At 63.7% G+C, this 17,891-nt stretch carries 18 protein-coding genes; 6 read left to right on the top strand and 12 right to left on the bottom strand.

Annotated elements, in window-relative coordinates; all coding sequences use genetic code 11:
• Positions 1 to 174 precede the first annotated feature (174 nt).
• The 6 genes from K0P03_RS14035 to K0P03_RS14010 all read right to left on the bottom strand — a co-directional run bounded on the left by K0P03_RS14035 (position 175) and on the right by K0P03_RS14010 (position 5,613).
• Positions 175 to 1,380, bottom strand: a complete 1,206-nt coding sequence (locus K0P03_RS14035) for an efflux RND transporter periplasmic adaptor subunit (RefSeq protein WP_082342415.1) — start codon at positions 1,378 to 1,380, stop codon at positions 175 to 177.
• A gap of 324 nt (positions 1,381 to 1,704) precedes the next feature.
• Entirely contained in the window at positions 1,705 to 2,697 is a 993-nt protein-coding gene (locus K0P03_RS14030; RefSeq protein WP_024270838.1) for an ABC transporter substrate-binding protein, read from the bottom strand.
• A gap of 23 nt (positions 2,698 to 2,720) precedes the next feature.
• Entirely contained in the window at positions 2,721 to 3,590 is an 870-nt protein-coding gene (locus K0P03_RS14025) for an ABC transporter permease (RefSeq protein ID WP_272789900.1), read from the bottom strand.
• Complete coding sequence (locus K0P03_RS14020; RefSeq protein ID WP_130514168.1) at positions 3,587 to 4,471, bottom strand: ABC transporter permease; 885 nt, start codon at positions 4,469 to 4,471, stop codon at positions 3,587 to 3,589. Before K0P03_RS14020 ends, K0P03_RS14025 begins: the two co-directional genes overlap by 4 nt.
• 3 nt (positions 4,472 to 4,474) lie before the next feature.
• Positions 4,475 to 4,810 (bottom strand): transporter, encoded by a 336-nt coding sequence (locus K0P03_RS14015; RefSeq protein ID WP_023514108.1) that lies wholly within the window; start codon positions 4,808 to 4,810, stop codon positions 4,475 to 4,477.
• Complete coding sequence (locus K0P03_RS14010) at positions 4,810 to 5,613, bottom strand: ABC transporter ATP-binding protein (RefSeq protein WP_037407945.1); 804 nt, start codon at positions 5,611 to 5,613, stop codon at positions 4,810 to 4,812. Before K0P03_RS14010 ends, K0P03_RS14015 begins: the two co-directional genes overlap by 1 nt.
• A 119-nt stretch (positions 5,614 to 5,732) precedes the next feature.
• On the opposite strand from K0P03_RS14010, the gene K0P03_RS14005 reads away from it, so the two are divergent.
• Complete coding sequence (locus K0P03_RS14005; RefSeq protein ID WP_130514169.1) at positions 5,733 to 6,146, top strand: cupin domain-containing protein; 414 nt, start codon at positions 5,733 to 5,735, stop codon at positions 6,144 to 6,146.
• A 92-nt stretch (positions 6,147 to 6,238) separates the two neighbouring features.
• Here the strand turns inward: K0P03_RS14005 and K0P03_RS14000 are convergent, their stop codons facing one another.
• The 3 genes from K0P03_RS14000 to K0P03_RS13990 all read right to left on the bottom strand — a co-directional run bounded on the left by K0P03_RS14000 (position 6,239) and on the right by K0P03_RS13990 (position 9,390).
• Complete coding sequence (locus K0P03_RS14000) at positions 6,239 to 6,613, bottom strand: hypothetical protein (RefSeq protein ID WP_272789899.1); 375 nt, start codon at positions 6,611 to 6,613, stop codon at positions 6,239 to 6,241.
• On the bottom strand, positions 6,610 to 8,064 hold the full coding sequence (gene hydA / locus K0P03_RS13995) for a dihydropyrimidinase (RefSeq protein WP_272789898.1): 1,455 nt from the start codon (positions 8,062 to 8,064) through the stop codon (positions 6,610 to 6,612). Before hydA ends, K0P03_RS14000 begins: the two co-directional genes overlap by 4 nt.
• A 75-nt stretch (positions 8,065 to 8,139) precedes the next feature.
• Complete coding sequence (locus K0P03_RS13990; RefSeq protein WP_023515507.1) at positions 8,140 to 9,390, bottom strand: Zn-dependent hydrolase; 1,251 nt, start codon at positions 9,388 to 9,390, stop codon at positions 8,140 to 8,142.
• Positions 9,391 to 9,661: 271 nt separating this feature from the next.
• On the opposite strand from K0P03_RS13990, the gene K0P03_RS13985 reads away from it, so the two are divergent.
• Positions 9,662 to 10,312: a TetR family transcriptional regulator C-terminal domain-containing protein gene (locus tag K0P03_RS13985; RefSeq protein ID WP_023515508.1), complete on the top strand. Its 651-nt coding sequence runs from the start codon at positions 9,662 to 9,664 to the stop codon at positions 10,310 to 10,312.
• Positions 10,313 to 10,330: 18 nt separating this feature from the next.
• On the opposite strand, the gene K0P03_RS13980 is transcribed toward K0P03_RS13985, so the two are convergent.
• Positions 10,331 to 11,260: a DMT family transporter gene (locus tag K0P03_RS13980; RefSeq protein ID WP_272789897.1), complete on the bottom strand. Its 930-nt coding sequence runs from the start codon at positions 11,258 to 11,260 to the stop codon at positions 10,331 to 10,333.
• Positions 11,261 to 11,422: 162 nt separating this feature from the next.
• Here K0P03_RS13980 and K0P03_RS13975 point away from each other — a divergent pair, with 162 nt between their 5' ends.
• Complete coding sequence (locus K0P03_RS13975) at positions 11,423 to 12,061, top strand: exopolysaccharide biosynthesis protein (protein ID WP_023515510.1); 639 nt, start codon at positions 11,423 to 11,425, stop codon at positions 12,059 to 12,061.
• A gap of 133 nt (positions 12,062 to 12,194) precedes the next feature.
• Positions 12,195 to 12,497, top strand: coding sequence for a pentapeptide repeat-containing protein (locus K0P03_RS13970; protein WP_024270840.1), 303 nt, complete (start codon positions 12,195 to 12,197; stop codon positions 12,495 to 12,497).
• A gap of 22 nt (positions 12,498 to 12,519) precedes the next feature.
• On the opposite strand, the gene preA is transcribed toward K0P03_RS13970, so the two are convergent.
• Positions 12,520 to 13,833 carry an NAD-dependent dihydropyrimidine dehydrogenase subunit PreA gene (gene preA / locus K0P03_RS13965; RefSeq protein WP_050744088.1) on the bottom strand — a complete coding sequence of 438 codons (1,314 nt, stop codon included), beginning with the start codon at positions 13,831 to 13,833 and terminating at the stop codon, positions 12,520 to 12,522.
• Positions 13,834 to 13,845: 12 nt separating this feature from the next.
• Positions 13,846 to 15,207 carry an NAD(P)-dependent oxidoreductase gene (locus K0P03_RS13960; RefSeq protein ID WP_023515010.1) on the bottom strand — a complete coding sequence of 454 codons (1,362 nt, stop codon included), beginning with the start codon at positions 15,205 to 15,207 and terminating at the stop codon, positions 13,846 to 13,848.
• Between the two features lie 246 nt (positions 15,208 to 15,453).
• Between K0P03_RS13960 and K0P03_RS13955 the strand changes: the two genes are divergently transcribed.
• Together K0P03_RS13955 and K0P03_RS13950 are read left to right on the top strand one after the other, a co-directional pair.
• On the top strand, positions 15,454 to 16,407 hold the full coding sequence (locus K0P03_RS13955; RefSeq protein WP_023514930.1) for a sugar-binding transcriptional regulator: 954 nt from the start codon (positions 15,454 to 15,456) through the stop codon (positions 16,405 to 16,407).
• A 160-nt stretch (positions 16,408 to 16,567) separates the two neighbouring features.
• A complete protein-coding gene (locus tag K0P03_RS13950; protein ID WP_023512975.1) occupies positions 16,568 to 17,881 on the top strand; it encodes an ABC transporter substrate-binding protein in 1,314 nt (437 codons plus the stop codon).
• Positions 17,882 to 17,891: the final 10 nt, after the last annotated feature.

The following is a 17,891-nucleotide window of genomic DNA, read 5'->3' as shown; positions in this document are numbered from 1 at the left end:
CAGACGTTTGCGTATGATTCCGTGCAGGTCCGGACGCAGAACAATGGTGCGCCGTTGCCGGACCTCGTCCAGGCATCCGGCCCCATTCCGGATCACCCGCCATGCGACCGGGCGCCCCAGCCCGGCATTCTCCGCCCTGGGCGGTAGTAGCCCCGCTGCGGCGGGGTCATTGCTTCACTTGGTGGCCGATGCCTGCTCGGCGTGGACCGGATTGACCCGGTCGCCGTCACGAACATAGGCGCCGGCCTTGGCGACGACCTCGTCGCCGGCCGTAAGGCCGCTGACGATCTCGATCCCCTGGCCGTCCTGGATGCCAGTTTCGACCGGCACCAGCTTGACCACACCGTTCTCGACCTTGCGGGCGACCGTCTTGCCGCCTGCTGTGGTGATGGCGGAGAGCGGCAGCACAATGCCCTGCTTTTCCTCCACGATGATTTCCGCGCTTGCGAACATGCCGGCACGGGCCTTGCCCGGCTCGTCGAAGCGGATGAAGACGCGGCCGAGGCGGCTTGCCGGGTCGAGTGTCGGTTCGACGAGGCGGATCGTGCCGGTAAGCGTCGCGGCGCCGCCCGCGAGCGTGACGGTCGCTTTCTGGCCCGGCGCGAGCTTGAGGACGCCGTCCTCTGAAACGTCGGCCTTCAGCTCGATCTCGCCGTCGCGGATGACGGTGAAGAGCGGTGCGGCAGCGCCGCTGGCGATGGCGCCGATCTTGGCCGTTCGTGCCGAGACGATACCGGCGACCGGCGATTTCACCGCGGTGCGGGCAAGCCTCAGGTCGATGTCGTCGATCTGCGACTGGGCGACCTTGATGTCCGCCTCGGAAACGGCGATCGCCTGCTTTGCGGAATTGACGCGGGCGAGCGCTGCATCCGCAGCGGCAACGGCCTGGTCGGCGGCTGCCTGTGACTGCGAGCCGGACTTGACGAGCCGCTGGGCCCGGTCGCGAACGCGCACGGCTTCGTCGGCATTGGCCTTGGCTTCGACGAGCTGGGCGTGGATCTGCGCGAGGGCGGCGTTGGCCTTGGCGAGCGACGCCTCGGTCTGGCTCTTCTCCAGCACCAGCGCATCGTCGTTCAGGGTGGCGAGCGTCCCGTCGGCCTCGACCCGATCGCCGACATCGGCGGCAAGGGTGCGGATGGAGAGGCCATCGACGAGCGGCGTGACATAGACATCCTCGACCGCCTGGACCGAGCCGGTGGCGAGCACGCGGTCGGTGAGGGGGCGCGTTTCGGCGGCGGTGACGACGATTGCCGGAAGGTTTTGCGCCTGCTGTTTGCCGGCTTCACCCTCGGCCGGATCGGCGGCGAAGGCGAAAAGCGGCGTTGCCGTCAAGAATGTCGCGACGGAAAAAGAGAGTACTTTCCTGCGTCCAGAAGCCATAGGCCGAACTTTCCCAAAAGCATGACTTTATGATCTCGGTCCGGACGTTGTTCTTGAGGTTCTTGCCGGACCCTATTCCCTAAAAATATGGCGGACACAGAGCGGCTCCCCAGCTCCTCCACACTCCGCTGTGCGGTCTATGTAATCGGCGCACCTTGTCCTTACAAGGGGTAACGAAATGGTGCCTCATTATTTTATGCGTTTGGCATTTCAATGGCAATCGCGACGCGCTGTCGCAGGTGCTCCATATGTTTTTCTTTGTGCCAAAAACGAAACGTGCGGGGCTTGCGGCCCCGCACGTCGCGCATCCGGCAGAAAAATCGTTTACTTCAGCGCTTCGTCGGTCACTTCGTGTGTCCAGGCGCCTTCCGGTTCCTTGGAGATGACCGGGTCGGAGCCGCCGGCAAGCAGCGAGGCGACGGTGCGCTTGTAGTCCGCCTCGTCGAGCGCGCCGTTGGAGCCGGCCGTCAGCTTGGCCACTTCGCCCATCATGCGCTTCTGGTGTGCCTCGGTCTGTGCGCCGGTCGAGTCGTTTTCAAGCACGATCTCGGCGGCTTCGTCCGGATGCTCCTCGGCATATTTCCAGCCCTTCATGGAGGCGCGCACGAACTTGACCATCTTTTCCTTGAAGGCCGGGTCCTTGAGCTTGTCCTCCAGAACGTAGAGGCCGTCTTCCAGCGTTGCCACGCCCTGATCCTCATACTTGAAGGTGATGAGGTCCTCCGGCTTGATGCCGGCATCGAGCACCTGGCCATACTCGTTGTAGGTCATGGTGGAGATGCAGGCAGCCTGCTTCTGGATCAGCGGATCGACGTTGAAGCCCTGCTTCAGCACGGTAACGCCATCCGGCCCGCCGTCGGTCGGAATCTTCAGGTGGCTCATCCAGGACAGGAACGGATATTCGTTGCCGAAGAACCAGACGCCGAGCGTCTTGCCCTTGAAGTTCTCCGGGCCGGTGACGCCGGATTCCTTCAGACAGGTGAGCATCATGCCCGAGGACTTGAAGGGCTGGGCGATGTTGACGAGCGCCACGCCCTTTTCGCGCGTGGCGAGAGCAGACGGCATCCAGTCGACGATGACATCCGCGCCGCCGCCGGCGATCACCTGGGCAGGCGCGATATCCGGGCCGCCCGGCTTGATCTCGACATCAAGGCCTTCCTCTTCGTAGAACCCCTTGTCTTTCGCGACGTAGTAGCCGCCGAACTGGGCCTGGGTCACCCATTTCAGCTGCAGAGTCACCTTGTCGGCGGCCTCGGACTGGAACGCGGCAAGCGAGAAGGCGCTTGCCAGCAGGAGCGATGCGATCTTCGTTTTCATGTCAGTTCCCTCTTTTCTTTATTTTACGCCTGTCCACCGCGGACAGACGGATGCCAGAACGTGACGGTCCGCTCGATAAGCGCGACGATCCCGTAGAAGACGGAGCCAGCCACCGCGGCGACCGCGATTTCGGCCCAGACCATGTCGACATTCATGCGGCCCACTTCCGTGGAGATCCGGAAGCCCATGCCGACGATGGGCGTTCCGAAGAATTCGGCGACGATCGCGCCGATCAGCGCGAGCGTCGAATTGATCTTGAGCGCATTGAAGATGAAAGGCCAGGCGGCGGGAAGGCGCAGCTTGACGAGGGTCTGGAACCAGTCGGCGGCATAGGTGCGCATCAGGTCCCGCTCCATGTGGCTCGTCGCGGCAAGGCCCGAGACGGTGTTCACCAGCATGGGGAAGAAGGTCATGATGACGACGACGGCGACCTTCGACTGCCAGTCGAAGCCGAACCACATCACCATGATGGGCGCGACGCCGATGACGGGCAGCGCCGAGACGAAGTTGCCGAGCGGCAGGAGCCCTTTCTGAAGGAAAGGCGAGCGGTCGATGAGGATCGCCACGAGGAAGCCGAGGCCGCAGCCGAGCCCATAGCCGACAAGCACGGATTTGAGAAACGTCTGGCGGAAATCCGCCCACAGGGTCGGAACGGAACTGATGAGCCGCGCCCAGATCATGCTCGGCGGCGGCAACAGGACGGAGGGGACGTTGAAGCCCCTGACGATGCCTTCCCACAGGACGAGGATGGTGATGCCGAAGACCAGCGGCACGGCGAGGCGCGCCGCCCGGTCCGTGGCCGGGCTCGTGAACTTCTGGCGCACGAGCCATTCGTTGAAGGCCCAGGCGGCAAGCCAGAAGACGATGGCGGCGATGAGGACGCTATAGTTCATGCCCGCGCCCCCATGCGCTTGAGGACAAGGCCATGGGCAAAGCCCACGACGATGACGAGCAGCGCCGCCACCGCCGCGGCCATGAACAGCGCCGCCCATATCTGTACCGTCTGGCCGTAATAAGAGCCGGCAAGCAGGCGCGCGCCGAGGCCGGCGACGGCGCCGGTCGGCAGTTCACCGACGATGGCGCCGACGAGCGAGATGGCGATCGCCACCTTCAGCGAGGTGAAGAGATAGGGCATCGAGGCGGGCCAGCGCAGCTTCCAGAAGGTTTGTGCGGAAGAGGCATTGTAGGTGTGCATCAGGTCGAGCTGGATCTGCTCGGGACTGCGCAGGCCCTTCACCATGCCGACGACGATGGGGAAGAAGGAAAGGTAGGTCGAGATCAGCGCCTTCGGCATCAGGCCGGAAATGCCGACTGCGTTCAGGACAACGATGATCATCGGCGCGATAGCGAGAATGGGGATCGTCTGGCTGGCGATGACCCAGGGCATCAGCGAACGGTCCATCGCCCGGTTGTGCACGATGGCGATGGCAAGCAGGATGCCGAGCACGGCCCCCATGGCAAAGCCGAGCAGTGTCGCCGAAAGCGTTATCCAGGAATGATAGACGAGGCTTCGCTTGGAGGTGACGGCCTTGTTGACGGTCGTATCCCAGAGTTCGGCGAAGACCTGGTGCGGTGCCGGCAGCACGGGCCGCTCCTGCATCATGGTCTTGGGCAACAGCTCCATGAAACCGATGGTGGTTCCCGCCCGCGCCGCCGTGTCCCGCTCGAAGGGGGCGTTCAACACGACGACGAAGACATACCAGAGCACAACGAGTGCCAGCACGACGGTGCTTATCGGCAGCAGGCGGTCGCGCAGGAAACCGGGTTCCGCCATGGCTCAGCTCCTTGCCGGGGAGGGCAGCAGCATCAGCCCCATGGCCAGAATACCGAGGCCGACGCCGGCGAGCTGCGTGCTGCTGAGCCGTTCGCCGAAGAACAGGAAGGCAATGACATTGATCAGCAGCAACTGGGTAATGGCGGAGAGCGAAATGGCAATGCCAAGCCCGCCTTCGCGCATCAGTTTCAGCATCATCAGGTTGCCGACGATGTAGAGCGCCAGGGAGAACAGCAGGTAGAGGATGTTCGTGGTGCCGATATAGGCGCGCGAAGCGGTCGCTGCGGTGATGAAGACGGCGGTCGCGCCGAACAGCCAGAGCACGAACGAGAGCTTCATCAGGCGTGCTCCTCGTAGCTGTGGCCGGCGCGCAGCCCCTCGCGCACCCGGTGGGCGATTTCGAGGAATTCCGGCGTTTCGCGGATGCCGAGCGGACGCTCCTTCGGCAGGGGCGATTCGATCACGTCGGTGACGCGGCCGGGGCGGGGACTCATCACGACGATCTTCGTCGAGAGGTAGACGGCCTCGGGGATCGAGTGGGTGACGAAGCAGATCGTCTTTTCGGTGGCGGCCCACAGTTTCAGGAGCTGCTCGTTGAGGTGGTCGCGCACGATCTCGTCGAGCGCACCGAACGGTTCGTCCATCAGGAGAAGGTCGGCATCGAAGGCGAGCGCGCGGGCGATCGAGGCACGCTGCTGCATGCCGCCGGAGAGCTGCCAGGGATACTTCTTGCCGAAGCCCGACAGGTTGACGAGATCGAGCGTGCGCTCGATGCGGGCCTTCTGGTCGGCCCTGGAGTAGCCCATGATCTCCAGCGGCAGGGCGATGTTCTTCTCGATCGTGCGCCAGGGATAGAGCGCGGCGGCCTGGAAGACGTAGCCATAGGCGCGGCGCCTGCGGGCTTCTTCCGGCGTCATGCCGTTGACGGTGATCTTGCCTGATGTCGGCTTCTCGAGATCTGCGATGACGCGCAGGAAGGTCGTCTTGCCGCAGCCGGAAGGGCCGATGAAGGAGACGAAGTCGCCTTTCTCGACGGCAAGGTTTACCCCGGTCAGCGCCGTCACGGGGCCGTCGGCGGTCTGGAAGGTCAGGCCGAGGTCCTTTGCTGAGACGACGGTGCTGGAAGGCGTGGCATGGGACATGGCGGTCATCTTTCGGCGCGGGTTGCGGCAGACTGCATGTCCATTCTCAGCATTGCAATCGGCATTGTCTGCGGTATCACTTTGAGCACGGAATTCTCACGCTGGAGCCGGGGGAGACGATGGCGGTGGACGCGAAGGCCGAATGCCGGGTGGTGCGCCCGGGCGGCACGTATGACGGAAAACAGGGGTTCAGCTATTTCGAAGGGATTGCCCGGGAGACGGTCGGCGCCTCTGGCATCTGCATGCATCTCCTGACGATTCCGCCGGGCGGACGGGCGAAGGCGCACATGCATGAGAGCCACGAAACGGCGATCTACATGCTCTCCGGCGAGGCCCACACCTGGTACGGCGAGCGACTGGAGAACCATGTCGTCGTCAGGGCGGGCGAGATGTTCTACATCCCCGCCGGCGTGCCGCATCTGCCGGCAAACCTTTCCGACCAGCCGGCTTCGGCGGTCATCGCCCGGACAGATCCCCACGAGCAGGAGAGCGTGGTGCTCCTGCCGCATCTCGAGGCGCTGGTTGCGATTTAAAAGGCGGGGGATCAGGCCACGGGGCCGATCTCCCTCCTTGAGGGGGAGATGTCCGGCAGGACAGAGGGGGGTATATCGCCGCGGCCCAATCCTCACGTCTTGCACCGCATCAGCGGCCCCCAGCGCGTGCCGTCCGGAAAGCTCACGGTGTAGCCGCCGTTCTCGGGTGTCAGCGTCAGTTCGTGCGGCGTGGTCTCCTCGTATCCCTCCTCGTGGCACTCGGCGGAGATCTTCGTCGCGCCGTCAACCTGTTTCCCGTCGCCCTTGAATTCGCAAAAGGAGGCCGCGGTGGTGACGCCTTCCTTGTTCAGCAGGAAGAAGAAATCGGCACCGGAGGATTCACCCGTCTCGGCATAGTGGCAGCCTTCCTTGTTGCCATAGCTGCCGTCGACAAGATCGGCTGCCGTCCCCGCCGAACCGGCGAGTGCGATGCCGAGAAGAAGGGTGAGGCGGCCGCTGCGGATCATACGCCGCTCGCCGGAATGCCGCTGCGCTCGACCTTGCGCGGCGCGGTGATCTCCTTCCAGGTCGACAGCGCCTTGTTGACGGCGGCAAAGGGCTCGCGCTTGACGAACTGGCCGTGGCCCTCGCGCGTCTTGACGGTCGATTCCTCGATGGCGACCACGCCGCGCGTCAGGGTGAAGCGTGGCAGGCCGACGACGTCCTTGCCTTCGAAGACGTTGTAGTCGATCGAGGACTGCTGGTTCTTCGACGAGATGGTCTTCGACCGCTTCGGATCCCAGACGACGATATCCGCATCCGCACCGACGAGGATGGCGCCCTTGCGCGGATAGACGTTGAGTATCTTCGCGATGTTGGTGGAGGTGACGGCGACGAACTCGTTCATGGTGAGCCGGCCGGTGTTGACGCCGTTGGTCCAGAGCATGGGCATGCGGTCCTCAAGGCCCCCGGTGCCGTTCGGGATCTTGCGGAAATCACCGGCGCCGGTGCGCTTCTGGTCCGTCGTGAAGGCGCAGTGGTCGGTCGCCACCACCTGCAAGGAGCCGCTCGCAAGGCCGGCCCAGAGCGAATCCTGGTGCTGCTTGTTGCGGAAGGGCGGGCTCATGACGCGGCGTGCGGCGTGGTCCCAGTCCTTGTTGAAATATTCCGTTTCGTCGAGCGTCAGGTGCTGGATCAGCGGCTCGCCGTAGACGCGCATGCCGTTCTGCCGGGCGCGGCGGATGGCTTCATGTGCCTGTTCGCAGGAGGTGTGCACCACATAGAGCGGCGCACCCGCCATATCGGCGATGATGATGGCGCGGTTCGTCGCCTCGCCCTCGACGGACGGCGGGCGCGAATAGGCGTGGCCTTCCGGCCCGTTGTTTCCCTCGTCCATCAGTTTCGCCTGCATCGCCGCGACGACATCGCCGTTCTCCGCGTGCACGAGCGGCAGGGCGCCGAGCGCGGCGCAGCGCTGGAACGAGGCGAACATCTCGTCGTCGTTCACCATCAGCGCGCCCTTGTAGGCCATGAAATGCTTGAAGGTGTTGATGCCCTTCTCCTCGACCACGGCCTTCATCTCGTCAAAGACCTGTTCGCTCCACCAGGTCACCGACATATGGAAGGAATAGTCGCAATTGGCGCGGGTCGACTTGTTGTCCCAGCGCTTCAGCGCATCGAGCAGCGACTGGCCGGGATCGGGCAGGCAGAAATCGACCACCATGGTCGTGCCGCCGGCAAGCCCGGCGCGCGTGCCGCTCTCGAAATCATCGGCCGAATAGGTGCCCATGAAGGGCATTTCGAGATGCACATGCGGATCGATGCCGCCCGGCATGACATAACAGCCCGCCGCATCCAGCACCTCGTCGCCGGGAAGATCAGGGCCGATCTCAATGATCTTCCCACCCTCGATCTTGACGTCCGCCTTGTAGGTGAGGTCGGCGGTGACAATGGTTCCGCCCTTGATGACTGTGCTCATGTTGGTCCGCTCCCTGTCTCGATTTTTGGTGGCGCACAAAGCGCGAGACCGCCCGACAGACCGGGCGGCAAAAGATCACTCGGCGATGCCGGCAGTCTCGATCACCGCATGGAGCAGCACGTCGGCGCCTGCGGCGGCCCATTCCTTGGAAATGTCCTCCGCCTCGTTGTGCGAGAGGCCGCCGACGCAGGGACACATGATCATCGTGGCCGGCGCGACTTTTGCCGCCCAGCAGGCGTCATGGCCGGCGCCGGAGATGATGTTCATGTGGCTGTAGCCGAGGTCTTCGGCGGCCTTGCGTACGGTGGCGACGAGGGTCGGATCGAAGGTGACGGGGTCGAAATGGCCAACCGCCTCGACGGAACAGCCGACGCCCAGCGCCGCGCAGATTTTCGGCGCCTCTGCCTCGATGCGGGCGCGCATGCCGTCGAGTTTCTTCTGGTCCGGCGAGCGGATGTCGACGGTGAAGACGACCTTGCCGGGCAGCACGTTGCGCGAATTGGGCGAGAAGAACACCTGGCCGACGCCGCCGACGGCGCCCGGCTGGTTCTCCATGGCGACGGTCTGCACCATTTCGAGGATGCGGGCCATGGCGAGGCCGGCATTGACGCGCATCGTCATCGGCGTCGAGCCTGTATGCGCCTCGCGGCCGGTCAGTGTGAATTCCAGCCACCACAGGCCCTGACAGTGGGTGACGACGCCGATGTCCTTGCCTTCCGCCTCCAGGATCGGGCCTTGCTCGATGTGATATTCGAAATAGGCGTGCATCTTGCGCGCGCCGACCGTTTCGTCGCCGATCCAGCCGATGCGCTGCAACTCCTCGCCGAAAACCTTGCCCTCGGGGTCCTTGCGACCATAGGCATAATCCTGCGTATGCACGCCAGCGAAAACGCCTGACGCCAGCATGGCGGGGGCGAAGCGGGCGCCTTCCTCGTTCGTCCAGTTGGTGACGACGATCGGGTGTTTCGTGCGGATGCCGAGGTCGTTCAGCGAACGCACGACCTCAAGGCCGGCAAGCACGCCGAGCACGCCGTCATATTTACCGCCGGTCGGCTGCGTATCGAGATGCGAGCCGACATAGACGGGCAGGGCGTCGGGATCGGTGCCCGGGCGCGTCATGAACATGTTGCCCATCGTATCGACACCCATGGTGAGGCCCGCGCCGTCGCACCAGGCCTGGAACAGGCGGCGGCCTTCGGCGTCGGCGTCGGTCAGCGTCTGGCGATTGTTGCCGCCGGCAATGCCGGGGCCGATCTTCGCCATGTCCATGAGGGAATCCCACAGGCGGTCCGCGTTGACACGCATGTTCTCGCCGGGTGCGGCCATGTCTATGCTCCCATGTCGTCGGGCTTTTGCAGCCCCATTCTCGTTCCCACCGGCTGGCGGCGCCGTTGTTGTTTTGCGCCTTCCGATCAGCAGTTGCCTTTGTGTGATAACTGGCTGATAATTTGACCGGTTGGTAAACATTACAGCTTCCGTTGCGGCACTCAAGCCGAAAAACCAAAAACTTGGGCTGCGCCGAAGAAAATGGCGGCTGGTTAAACTGGTGAATTTGGCGGCACTTTTCCGGTTCGACGGGCAAGGCCGAGGGGGCACGATGGCATTACCAAGGGCAGCGAGGACACAGCGGCGCACGCGCATCCAGGAGGCGAAGGAGGAGCAGATCCTCGAGGCGGCGCTGGAGGTTTTCTCGCTGCACGGCTTTCGCGGTGCCACCGTCGACCAGATCGCCGAGGTGGCCGGCATGTCGAAGCCGAACCTGCTCTACTACTTCCGTACCAAGGAGGCGATGCACCGGGCGCTGATCAACCGGGTGCTCGATACCTGGCTCGATCCGCTGCGCGAATTCGATGCGGAAGGCAACCCGGTGTCGGAAATCCGCAGTTACATCAGGCGCAAACTGGAGATGGCGCGCGATTTTCCGCGCGAAAGCCGGTTGTTCGCCAATGAAATCCTGCAGGGCGCGCCGAACATCGAGGACGAACTGAAGGGGCCGCTGAAGTCGCTCGTCGACGAGAAGGCGGAAGTCATCCGCACCTGGGCGAAGGCGGGCAAGATCGCCAAATGCGACCCGTATCACCTGATCTTCTCGATCTGGTCGACCACCCAGCACTATGCCGACTTCGACGTGCAGGTGCGCGCCGTGCTCGGGCAGGACCAGGCCGGCGAGGGCCGGTTCGAGGATGCGGCGCGCTTCCTCGAACAACTCTTCATCGGCGGTCTCAATGTCAGCGAAGAGCCGGTCTGACGCCCGTTCCGAGCCGGATCAGTCCGGCAGAAGCGCCATCAGCGCCAGGCCGCAGGCGGTGACGAGGGCGCCGGCCAGGACCGGCAGGCTCGCCCAGCCGTGACCCAGAATGCCTTCGAGCAGGATGATGAAGCTCGGCGTCAGATAGCCGTAGCCCAGCAGCTTGGAGGCCGGCAGGCGCATCGAGGCATATTGCAGGAGCAGGAACGTGCCGGCCGTGGTGACGACGGCCAGATAGGTGACGGCAGCGTAGACAGCGACGGGCAGGGCGGAGAAATCCGTTGCGATCAAGCTTCGGATACCTGGCGGGATCAACCAGAGCGTTGCGCCCACCGTTACCCAGAAGCCGAAACCGACGGCCGATTCGCCCCGGTCGAAGCGGCGGATCAGCGGCACGTAGAGCGCATGGCAGACGACGCCGACGAAGAAGGTCATCTCGCCGGTGCCGACATCGAAGGCGAGGATGGCATCGATATTGCCCCGGAAAATCACCCACACGGCGCCGGCCGCGGCGATGAGGAGACCGGCGAGTACGCCGGGCCGCGTCCTCTGGCCGAGCACCGGCAAAGCGAAGCCGGCACTCAGGAGCGGCATCAGCGTGAAAACCGCGCCGGTGGCGACGGGGCTGGTGAACTCCAGCGCCATGAACATGGTGAGCATGTAGATGGCGATCAGCCCGCCGAGCAGCAGGAAGCGCCAGGCCTGCTTCGGCAGCGTCAGCGGAACCCTGAAGGCGCCGAAGGCGAGCGCCGCCATGACGACGACGGTCAGGATGTAGCGCCAGAGCATCAGCGGCTCGGCCTCCATGTAGCGCGCCGCTAGGCCCCCGAAGGAGAAGGAGCCGGCGATCAGCACCGCAAAGAGCAGCATGGCGAGATGCCCCTTCAGCTTTTCGCGGCCTTTTGCATGGATGGAGAGGCCCGCCGGGGCCGGCATACGCTTCGTCAAGAAAATCACCCTATTGTCTGCGGTGCGGCATGCTCATAGAGCAAATCCGGCATGTGTGCGTAGCTGTTTTGCATCCGCAACAGCGAAAAGTCGGGGCGCGCCACTCCCACAGGAAAGCCGCAATCGCCGCCCATACGCCGGCGGCACGCGAGAGGACATTGCATGACGACGGCCATCGGCTTCAAGGACACGGACCGCAAGACGAGCGAACTGCTCGAGGACATCATCCACTCGATCAAGGGCGAGCACATCACGCTGCGCGATCTGCTCGCGATGATGGGCGAAAGTGGCCTGCTCCTGCTCTGCGCCTTTCTGTCGCTGCCCTTTCTGTTCCCGGTCTCGATCCCTGGCGTTTCCACTGTCTTTGGTGCCGGTATCGTCCTGATCAGCGCGGCGATCACGCTCAACCGGTTGCCCTGGCTGCCGCAAAAGGTCGCCGACCGGCGGCTGGAAAGCGGCAAGCTGCGGCCGGTGCTGGAGCGTGGCGTGAAATTCCTGCGCAAGTTCGACCGCTTCTTCAAGCCGCGCATGACGGGGCTGACGTCAGGTGCCGTGATGAACCGCGTCAACGGCCTGGTGCTGATGGGGGCGGGGGTTCTTCTCATGGCGCCGCTCGGGCTCATTCCCTTCTCCAACACGCTGCCGGGCGTCGCCATCCTGCTGCTGGCCGCAGGTATTTCGCAGCGCGACGGGCTGGTGGTGCTGGCCGGCTATGGCATGGTGGTGATGACGATCGTCTATTTTGCCGGGCTGGCGCTGCTGGCCTACAGCGCCGGGCAGAGCTTCAATTTCTTTGGGTGAGAGCGGCTTCGCATTTGACCCGAAGCCTCGCTGCAACGGGTGTGTCGCATAGCCCCGGCTTGAGTTTGCATGCGTGACGTTTACGATGGACTCCCAAGTCGGCGATCACTGGGTTCTATCAAGGAAGCAGGGAATGAAGCTTCATCGCGTGACGCATGTCCTGGATGTCAACGATACCAATCTCTCGGGTTCGGTTTTCAATGACGCGAACTTGTCAGGTGTCACCTTCAACCAGATCAACTTCTCCGGCGCTCGCTTCAATGACAGCAACATGTCCGGGTGGCGTGTCAACGACGTGAACCTGTCGGGGTCCCAATTCCAAAACGTCAATCTTTCTGGGGTCGAGTTCACGAATTGCAGGCTCGCCGGCGCCACTCTGAACGGCATACCCCTTGATGATCTCGTTGCACTCTACGAGGCGTCGCGGAAAGCCTGAACTTCCCGCGACGAGGCTTTTTCTACTCCGCAGCCTGCCTGGCCATCGGGTTGTTCGGATGCGTCGTCCAGTTGGCGTAGTTCGGATCCACCGTTTTTCCGGTGCGCTGGTCGAGCACGCCGGGTTCCAGTTCCACCATGGTGATGCAGTTCTCCACCGGGCAGACGTTGACGCAGAGATTGCAGCCGACGCACTCGTCCTCCATCACCTCGAAATGCCTGACGCCATCGACGAACTGGGTGATCGCCTGGTGCGAGGTGTCCTCGCAGGCGATGTGGCAGCGTCCGCACTTGATGCAGGCATCCTGGTCGATGTGGGCCTTTGCGATGTAGTTGAGGTTGAGGTACTGCCAGTCCGTGACGTTGGGCACCGCGCGGGCGATGACGTCGTCGAGGCTGCGGTGGCCCTTGGCGTCCATCCAGCTTGAAAGCCCGGTGATCATCTCCTGCACGATCTTGAAGCCGTAGGTCATCGCGGCCGTGCAGACCTGCACATTGCCGGCGCCGAGCGCCAGGAACTCGGCCGCATCGCGCCAGGTGGTGATGCCGCCGATGCCTGAAATCGGCAGGCCGTAGGTTTCCGGATCGCGGGCGATCTCGGCCACCATGTTGAGCGCGATGGGTTTCACCGCCGGGCCGCAATAGCCGCCATGGGTGCCCTTGCCGCCGACCGTCGGGTTGGGCGCGAAGCTGTCGAGGTCGACGGACACGATCGAGTTGATCGTGTTGATCAGCGACACCGCATCGGTGCCGCCGGCCTTGGCCGCGCGCGCCGGCTTGCGGATATCGGTGATGTTGGGCGTCAGCTTGGTGATGACGGGCATGCGGGTGTACTGCTTGCACCAGCGCACCACCATTTCGATATATTCCGGCACCTGGCCGACCGCCGCGCCCATGCCGCGCTCGGACATGCCGTGCGGACAGCCGAAGTTGAGCTCGATACCGTCGGCGCCGGTCTCTTCCACCAGCGGCAGGATCGCCTTCCAGCTCTCCTCTTCGCAGGGCACCATGATCGAGGCGATCAGCGCCCGGTCCGGCCAGTTCATCTTCACCTGCTTCATCTCGCGCAGGTTCGTGTAGAGGTCGCGGTCGGTGATCAGCTCGATATTGTTGAGGCCGAGAAGCCGTCGGTCGGCACCCCAGATCGCGCCGTAGCGCGGGCCGTTGACGTTGACGACCGGCGGGCCTTCTTCGCCGAGCGTCTTCCAGACCACGCCGCCCCAGCCGGCCTTGAAGGCGCGCTCGACATTGTAGGCCTTGTCGGTTGGCGGCGCGGAGGCGAGCCAGAAGGGGTTGGGCGACTTGATGCCGACGAAGGTGTTGCGAAGATCAGCCATGTCTCATCTCCCTCAAGCGACGGCAACGGAAGGCTGCACACCGGCAGCCAGCATGCGGTTGATCGAATCGGCCGCATCGCGGCCCTGTGCGACGGATGTGACCGTCAGGTCTTCACCGGCCTTCACGCAGTCTCCCCCCGCCCAGACATTGGCGACGGACGTACGGCCTTCCGCATCGATGGCGATGCGGTTGCCGGCCATGGCGAGCGAACCGAGGCCGGCGGCCTCGAACGTCTGGCCGATGGCCTTGAAGATCTGGTCGGCGGCGAGCGCGCCGATTTCGCCGGTGCCTTCGAGCTTGCCGTCGCGCATCTCGGTATATTCCACCTCGATGCCGGCGACATGGCCGTCTCTTGCGATGACGCGTTTCGGCTGGAGCCAGTGGCGGATCATCACGCCCTTGGAGGCGGCAAGGTCCTGCTCGAATTCCGAGGCGTTCATCTGCTCCTTGCCGCGGCGGTAACAGATCGTCACCTCCTCGGCGCCGAGGAGCTTTGCCTGCACGGCGGCGTCGATCGCCGTCATGCCGCCACCGATGACGACGACGCGCCGGCCGACGGGGATCGTCGCCTTGTCCGTCGCCTGGCGCAGTTCCGCGATGAAATCGACCGCATCGACGACGCCGGGCAGGTTTTCGCCCTCCGCGCCGAGCGCGTTGACACCGGAAAGGCCCATGCCGAGGAAGACGGCGTCGAAATTGCCGGTGAGATCGGCAAGTGTGAAGTCGCGGCCGAGTTTCAGGCCGTTCTTCACCTCGATGCCGCCGATCGCCAGCACATAGTCGACTTCGCGCTGGGCGAAATCGTCGACCGCCTTGTAGGTGGCGATGCCGTATTCGTTGAGGCCGCCGGCCTTTTCGCGTGCTTCGAAGATCACGACGTCATGGCCATCCATGGCGAGGCGGTGGGCGCAGGCAAGTCCCGCCGGGCCGGCCCCGACGACCGCCACAGCCTTGCCGGTGCGGGCGGCGCGTTCGTAAAAGTGTTTGTTCTCCGTCATCGCCACGTCGGTCGCGTAGCGCTGCAGGCGGCCGATTTCCACCGGGCGGTGCTCGGCGGTGTTGCGCACGCAGGCCTGTTCGCAGAGCGTCTCGGTGGGACAGACGCGGGCGCACATGCCGCCCAGAATGTTCTGGTCGAAAATGGTGTTCGCCGAACCGATCGGGTTGCCCGTCGAGATCTGGCGGATGAACAGCGGAATGTCGATGGAGGTGGGACAGGCCGTCATGCACGGCGCGTCGTGACAGAAGTAACAGCGGTCGGCGGCGACCAGGGCCTCGTGATCGTCGAGGCGTGGATGCAGGTCGGAAAAGTTCGTGTCGTATTCGGCAGGCGCAAGACGCCCCCGATGGATCCCAGATTGCGTCGTTCCCATAGTTATCTCCCATTCGCGTGGGCTTTTTGAATGAGAGAACGGTAACTCAGGTTTATTTTTTTATCAAACGGTAAAATTTCAAAAGAAATGCTGGTTTTTCAGTGCTTGCAGCGGAAATAAATATGAGAAATCCGGTTATGTTTTTGTGTTGCATTGCGGGATACTGTTCCAGCTGCGCCGTCACATGGCGTTTGACAGGTCGCCGGAAAAGATGCAGCAAATCCTTTGGAACATCTGGGGAAAACCATGGCGAAGCGGACGGAAACAGCCGGGCGGCTGGACGATGCGGCAAGGGCCGGTTGGCTCTACTATGTCGCGGGCCGCACGCAGGACGAAATCGCTTCCGCCATGGGCATCTCCCGTCAGTCGGCGCAGCGGCTTGTCTCGCTCGCCGTCGCCGAGCGGCTGATCAAGGTGCGGCTCGATCACCCGATCGCTGAATGTCTGGAACTCGGCGAGGAGCTACGGAAGAAATTCGGGCTCGTGCATGTCGATATCGTGCCGAGCGATCCGGGCTCGACCTCGACGACGATTGGCATTGCGGAAGCCGGTGCGGCGGAAATCGAGCGCTGGCTGAAGAAGGCCGAGCCGATCGTGCTCGCCGTCGGCACGGGGCGCACGCTGAAGGCGGCGATCGACCAGCTTCCGGCGATGGAATGTCCGCAGCACCGCATCATGTCGCTGACCGGCAATATCGGGCCGGATGGTTCGGCGGCATACTACAACGTCATCTTCTCGATGGCCGACGCGGTGAAGGCGCGGCACTATCCGATGCCGTTGCCGGTTCTCGTCTCCTCCACGGAGGAGCGTGATCTCCTGCACAAGCAGAGCCTCGTGCAATCGACCCTCCAGCTCGGCCGACAGGCCGACGTCGCCTTCGTCGGGATCGGTGAACTCGGCGCGGATGCACCGCTCTGCCTCGACGGCTTCCTCGACCCGGAGGAAATGGCGCGGCTGATGGAGGAGGGGGCCGCCGGCGAGATCTGCGGCTGGATGTTCGACCGCGACGGCAAACTGCTCGACGGCAGCATCAACGAACGCGTTGCCTCCGTGCCGCTGCCGCCGCGCGAGACGACCACCGTCATCGGCCTTGCCAAGGGCAAGCGCAAATATACGGCGCTGCTTGCGGCGCTGCGCGGGCGCATGATCAACGGCGTCATCACCGACGAATCGACCGCTCGCCACCTGCTTTCGGCCTGATCGAGAGCCGTCTCCCACGCAGAAATTTCCCATGAGATTCAACAGGTGCTGCCCCGCCTTGTGCGGTGCAGCAACGATTGGTCGTTGACTTGTTGCGGCAATATGCGAGTAATTGCCCATGAGCAAAGCAAATGCTCAAAACCCTTCTGGGAGGAAGATGATGAATTTGAGAACCCTTCTGCTGGGCGTCAGCTCGGCCGCTCTCCTGTGCGGTTTCGCCAATGCCGAAACCCTGACCATCGCCACCGTCAACAATGGCGACATGATCCGCATGCAGGGGCTGACGGAAGATTTCACCACCAAGAACCCCGACATTGAACTGAACTGGGTTACGCTCGAAGAGAACGTGCTGCGCGAACGCGTCACGACCGACATCGCGACCAAGGGTGGCCAGTACGACATCATGACGATCGGCACCTATGAAGTGCCGATCTGGACCAAGCAGGGCTGGCTGGTGCCGCTCGACAATCTCGGTGCCGACTACGACGCCGACGACCTGCTTCCGGCCATCCGCTCGGGTCTGACGGGCGAGGACGGCAAGCTCTACGCCGCGCCGTTCTATGGCGAGAGCTCCTTCGTCATGTACCGCAAGGACCTGATGGAGAAGGCCGGGCTGACCATGCCCGACGCGCCGACCTGGGAGTTCATCGGGGAAGCTGCCCGCAAGATGACGGACCGCAATGCCGGCATCAACGGCATCTGCCTGCGCGGCAAGGCCGGCTGGGGCGAGAACATGGCGTTCCTGACCGCCACGTCCAACGCCTTCGGCGCCCGCTGGTTCGATGAAAACTGGAAGCCCCAGTTCGACCAGCCGGAATGGAAGAACACGCTCGACATGTACGTCAAGCTGATGGCCGATGCCGGCCCGCAGGGCGCATCGTCGAACGGCTTCAACGAGAACCTGGCGCTGTTCCAGCAGGGCAATTGCGGCATGTGGATCGACGCCACGGTTGCCGCCTCCTTCGTCTCTAACCCCAAGGAATCGACGGTCGCCGACAAGGTCGGTTATGCGCTCGCTCCCGATACGGGTCTCGGCAAGCGCGGCAACTGGCTCTGGGCCTGGAACCTCGCCATCCCGGCCGGCTCGCAGAAGACCGCGGCGGCGGAAAAGTTCATCGCCTGGGCGACCAGCAAGGACTACACCAAGCTCGTCGCCGAAAAGGAAGGCTGGGCGAACGTTCCTCCGGGCACGCGCTCCTCGCTCTATGCAAATGCCGAGTATGAGAAGGCGGCACCCTTCGCCAAGATGACGCTCGACTCGATCAATGCTGCCGACCCGAAGAACCCGGCCGTCAAGCCGGTGCCCTATGTCGGCGTGCAGTTCGTCGCCATCCCGGAATTCCAGGGTCTCGGCACGACGGTCGGCCAGCTCTTCTCGGCGGCGCTCGCCGGCCAGATGTCGGTTGACGACGCGCTCGCCCAGGCCCAGCAGGTCACCACCCGCGAAATGACCCGCGCCGGCTACATCAAGTAATACCTCCTCC

Origin of the sequence: Shinella sp. HY16, assembly GCF_028534175.1 — a bacterium.
GTDB lineage: Bacteria > Pseudomonadota > Alphaproteobacteria > Rhizobiales > Rhizobiaceae > Shinella.
This window is presented reverse-complemented; position numbering and strand designations above follow the sequence as displayed.